The organism is Kitasatospora sp. NPDC036755, assembly GCF_040636595.1.
Lineage (GTDB): Bacteria > Actinomycetota > Actinomycetes > Streptomycetales > Streptomycetaceae > Kitasatospora.
The window spans coordinates 1-4,203 of sequence record NZ_JBEZUT010000508.1 but is presented as its reverse complement, the minus strand read 5'-3'; the positions used below and the strand labels follow the sequence as shown (position 1 = coordinate 4,203).

The following is a 4,203-nucleotide window of genomic DNA, read 5'->3' as shown; positions in this document are numbered from 1 at the left end:
GCCGCCGGTGCCGCCGGAACCGCCGGCCGCGCCGCCGGAACCGCCCGCGGCACCGCCGGACCCGCCGGCCGCGCCTCCGGAGCCGCCCGAGCCCGAACCGGTCTTGACCGGCTGGCCGTTCTGCACGGTGCAGTCGATCGGGGTGCCCGCCTTGTCACAGGGGCTGGGCATCGGGGCGTTCTTGAGGACGGTCAGCTCGCCCGCCGAGTTGAAGGTCGGGTTGGCGCAGTTGGAGAGGGTGTTCGGGTCGACCGGGCTGGCGTTGCCGGGGATGTTCCTGGTCTGCAGCAGCCCGCCCTTGACCAGGCCGCGCGGGATCGGCGAGTAGCCGAGGTCGTCCGCCTTGCCCTGGCCCTCGCACAGCACGTAGGAGAGGAAGCGGCTGAGCGCGGAGCCCTTGTCGTTGTTGAAGCGCGGCGGCGGCGGGCTGGCCGCACCGGCCCGCGGCACGATCAGGTAGCTGTAGCTGGAGATCGGGTAGGCGCGCGGGTCGTCCATGGTGTAGACGCCGTCGAGGTTCTGCTGCAGGTAGTTCGGGTCGTTCGCCGGGGTGCCGTCGTCCACGCCGCGGATCTTGGCGGCGGTGAGCGCGACGGCGACGTTGGAGGCGGTCGGCAGCGAGTAGTAGCCGGCCTGGTTGAGCACCTTCACGACCGGCCAGTTGCTGCGCTTGGCGAAGGCGTACTCGTCGTAGCCGATGGTGCCGACGTTGGTCGGGGACTTGATGTAGCCGGCGACGACGTCGGAGCCGTTCTGCGCCGTCATCCGGCCGGAGGGCGGGAAGAACTCGGTGTAGTCGCCGCAGCTCACACCGTTGACGGAGGCGCAGTAGGCGTCCCACTGGTCCTTGTGGGTGTGCTCCATCCAGCGGGTGAACTGCGCGGTGGCGCCGGAGCCGTCGGAGCGGACCACCGGGGTGATCGGCAGGCTGGGCAGCGCCCTGCCGTAGTCGGCGGTGATCTTCGGGTCGTTCCAGTTGGTGATCTTGTTGGTGAAGATGTCCACGATGGTCTGCGGGGACAGCCGCAGGTCGCGGACCTGCTTGCCGCCGACCACCAGGTTGTACATGAAGGTGGTGCCGCCCGCCGTGATCGGCACGTAGGAGAAGCCCCAGACCGGGTTCTCCGCGCTTCCGGCGCCGTTCGCCTTGCCGCCCTGGCCCACGCCGGTGTCCTGGGCGGAGCGGAACGGCACGTCCGAGGCGGTGAAGTCGTCCTGCCCGACCGACCACTGGGTGCGGCCGGCGGCCGAGCCGACCGGGTTGAAGTTGATCTGGATGCCCTGCGGGGACACGTCCTGCCGCCACTGGTCGATGGCGGGGCCGGCCCAGCTGGAGCCGTCCGCGCTCAGCGAGACGGAGGCCGCGAACGCCGGGGTCTGCCCCAGCAGGGGGGAGGCCGCCGCGAGCATCAGGGACATCGTCCCCGCCAGCAGCCGGGCCACGGAGCGACTGAGGCCCCTGGACATGTGAACTCCTCTGGTACGGAGGGTGGTTGGCCTTGTCATCGATGCTTCGCCTCGGAGTGGAGGGCGTACGGGCGGGCGATGCCCCCGAGGGCGGCCGCCTCCTGGCGGCGGGCCTCCCGGCTGATCATGCGCTTCTGGGCCCTGGTCAGCTGGCCGGGTCGGCGGCCGCCCAGGACGCGCGCGGTGACGAAGAGGATCAGCACCACGGCCATCAGGGTCAGGCCCGCGGCGAAACCGCGCGCGATCATCCCGTCGTAGGGCTGCTTGACGTAGTTCCAGATGTACAGCGGCAGCGACACCTGGTGCTCGAAGAACGGGTTGCCGTTGAACTGCGAGGTGAAGCCGGAGGTCAGCAGCACCGGCGAGGTCTCGCCGACACCGCGCGCCATGCCGAGCACGACCGCCGTCACCAGGCCGGGCCGGGCGGTCGGCAGCACCACGTTCCACACCGTGCGCCACTGGCTGCCGCCGAGCGCGTACGAGGCCTCCCGCAGGGTGCCCGGCACCAGCCGGATCACCACCTCGGCGGCCCGGGTGACGATCGGCATCATCATCACGGTGAGTGCGAGGGAGGCCGCGAAGCCGCTCTTCTCGAAGCCGAAGGTGAGGATCACGACGCCGAGGATGAACAGCCCCGCCACGATGGACGGCAGGGCCGTCATCGCCTCGACCAGGGTGCGCACCGGGCGGGCCATCCGGCCGCCGACCTCGGACATGAAGACGGCCGCCGCGATGCCCAGTGGGACGGCGAACAGCGTGGCCAGGCCGAGCTGTTCCAGCGAGCCGACGACGGCGTTCAGCGCGCCGCCCGAGTCCAGCCCGTCGAGCGGGCCGGTGTGGTCCATCGACTGGGTAAAGAAGTTGAGGTGCTGGGCGGCCTCCCAGCCGCGGGTGGCGACGTAGCCGATCTGTTCGGCGATCAGCCCGACCACCAGCAGCCCGGAGCTCCAGGCCGTCACGGCGATCAGCCGGTCCCGCACCATCATCGGGTGCCACTGGAGCCGGCCGACCAGGTAGTAGCCGGCCAGGAAGAGCAGGTACCAGCAGATCAGGAAGCCGAAGGCGCCGCTGAACGGCAGCACCCGCTCGTACAGCACCCAGTCCAGCGCGAGCGAGCCGACGGCCGCGCCCGCCACGGTGAGGACGTCGTCGCGGGTGACGCCGCCGATCCGGAGCTTCTTCTCCGGCCGCGGGGCCCCGGTCGCGGCGGGCCCGGCGGGCGCCGCTTCGTCGACGGGCCCGGACGCCGCGACCGGCGGCAGGTCGAGCGTGGTCATCGGATGGTCCCTTCACGGTTCGGGTGGCGGCGTGCCCCACGGGCGATCTGACGGTTCGTCATGCTCAGTCCGCCGTCGCCGCGCCGGAGCGCGAGCGGTTGATGACGAACCCGGCCAGCACGTTGACCAGCAGGGTGAGCGCGAACAGCACCAGACCCGCGGCCATCAGCGCGGAGAGCGACAGCGCGTCCGACTCGCCGAAGCGCAGCGCGATCAGCGCCGAGATCGAGTTGGCGCCGTTCTCCAGGATGTGGGTGATGGCCTTGAAGTTCGGCGAGATGATCAGCGCCACGGCGATGGTCTCGCCCATCGCCCGGCCGAAGCCCAGCATCACCGCGCCGATCACACCGCCCTTGCCGAACGGCAGGACGACCGAGCGGACCATTCCCCAGCGGGTCGAGCCGAGCGCGTACGCGCCCTCCCGCTCGCCCTGCGGGGCCTGGGAGAAGACCTCCCGGCTGAGCGAGGTGATGATCGGAATGATCATCAGTGAGACCACCACCCCCGCGATGAAGGTCGACGAGGTGTACGAGGTGCCGATGTCGCCGGTGCGCACCTTGAGGAACGGGACGTAGTCCCCCAGGTGGTTGGCCAGCCAGCGGACGAAGCCGAGGATCCGCGGCTGGAGGAAGAACAGGCCCCACAGGCCGTAGACGATGCTGGGGATCGCCGCCATCAGGTCGACCAGCGAGACCAGGGCGGCCCGCAGCCGCACCGGGGCGTACTCGGAGATGAAGATCGCGGTGCCGAGCGCCACCGGGACGGCGATGACCAGCGCGATCAGCGCGATCAGCAGGCCGTTGGGCAGGACGGCGCCGATGCCGAAGTTGTGGGCGGCGGTCTGCCACTTCTGCTCGGTCAGGAAGGACCAGCCGACGGCGCGCAGCGCGTCGGTGCCGCGCAGGATCAGGAAGAAGGCGATCAGTCCCATGATCGCGAAGACCGAGAGGCCGGCCAGCCGCAGCACGCCGCGGAAGACCCGGTCGCCCGGGGTCGCGGGGGCGGTGATGGTGCGCGGCACGTCCTGGTCGGGCCCGTGGCCGGGTTCGCGTGGTGCCCCGGCGTACGGTGCCGCGGGCTCGGCGGCGGATGTCATGGTGTGCTCTCCGTGCTCGGGAACGGGCGTGCTCGGTGAGGGACCGGGGCGCTGCCTCGGCGGGAGGGAACGCGCTCGGCGGGGCCGGAACGGCGGCCCCGCCGAGCGCGGGTTCCTACTTGCGGCGCAGTCGCGACCACTGGGTGCGGGCGCCGGCCAGCACCTTCGCCCCGGCCGGGGTGCCGCCGAGGAACAGCGCGGCCGGTCCACCGACCAGCAGCACCAGGCCGGCGATCAGCGCGACGGGCAGCAGCAGCCGGGCAGCGCCGGAACGGTCGGGCACCGGGGTGCCGACGGGGGCCGCGGCGATCGCGTTGCCGGAGGGCGCGGCGCTCGCGCCGGGCTTGGCGCCGCCGGCCGCGG

General features: G+C 71.9%; 4 protein-coding genes. All 4 read right to left on the bottom strand.

Features of this window, described 5'->3' with window-relative positions:
* A partial coding sequence (locus tag AB0E96_RS38925) for a phosphate ABC transporter substrate-binding protein PstS (protein ID WP_359831238.1) occupies positions 1–1,467 on the bottom strand: 1,467 nt, incomplete at its 3' end.
* A 35-nt stretch (positions 1,468–1,502) separates the two neighbouring features.
* A complete protein-coding gene (gene pstA, locus AB0E96_RS38920; protein ID WP_359831236.1) occupies positions 1,503–2,744 on the bottom strand; it encodes a phosphate ABC transporter permease PstA in 1,242 nt (413 codons plus the stop codon).
* 64 nt (positions 2,745–2,808) lie between these two features.
* Complete coding sequence (gene pstC, locus AB0E96_RS38915) at positions 2,809–3,840, bottom strand: phosphate ABC transporter permease subunit PstC (RefSeq protein WP_359831234.1); 1,032 nt, start codon at positions 3,838–3,840, stop codon at positions 2,809–2,811.
* A 115-nt stretch (positions 3,841–3,955) separates the two neighbouring features.
* Positions 3,956–4,203, bottom strand: a 248-nt coding sequence (locus AB0E96_RS38910) for a hypothetical protein (protein ID WP_359831232.1), incomplete at its 5' end; no start/stop codon positions are given.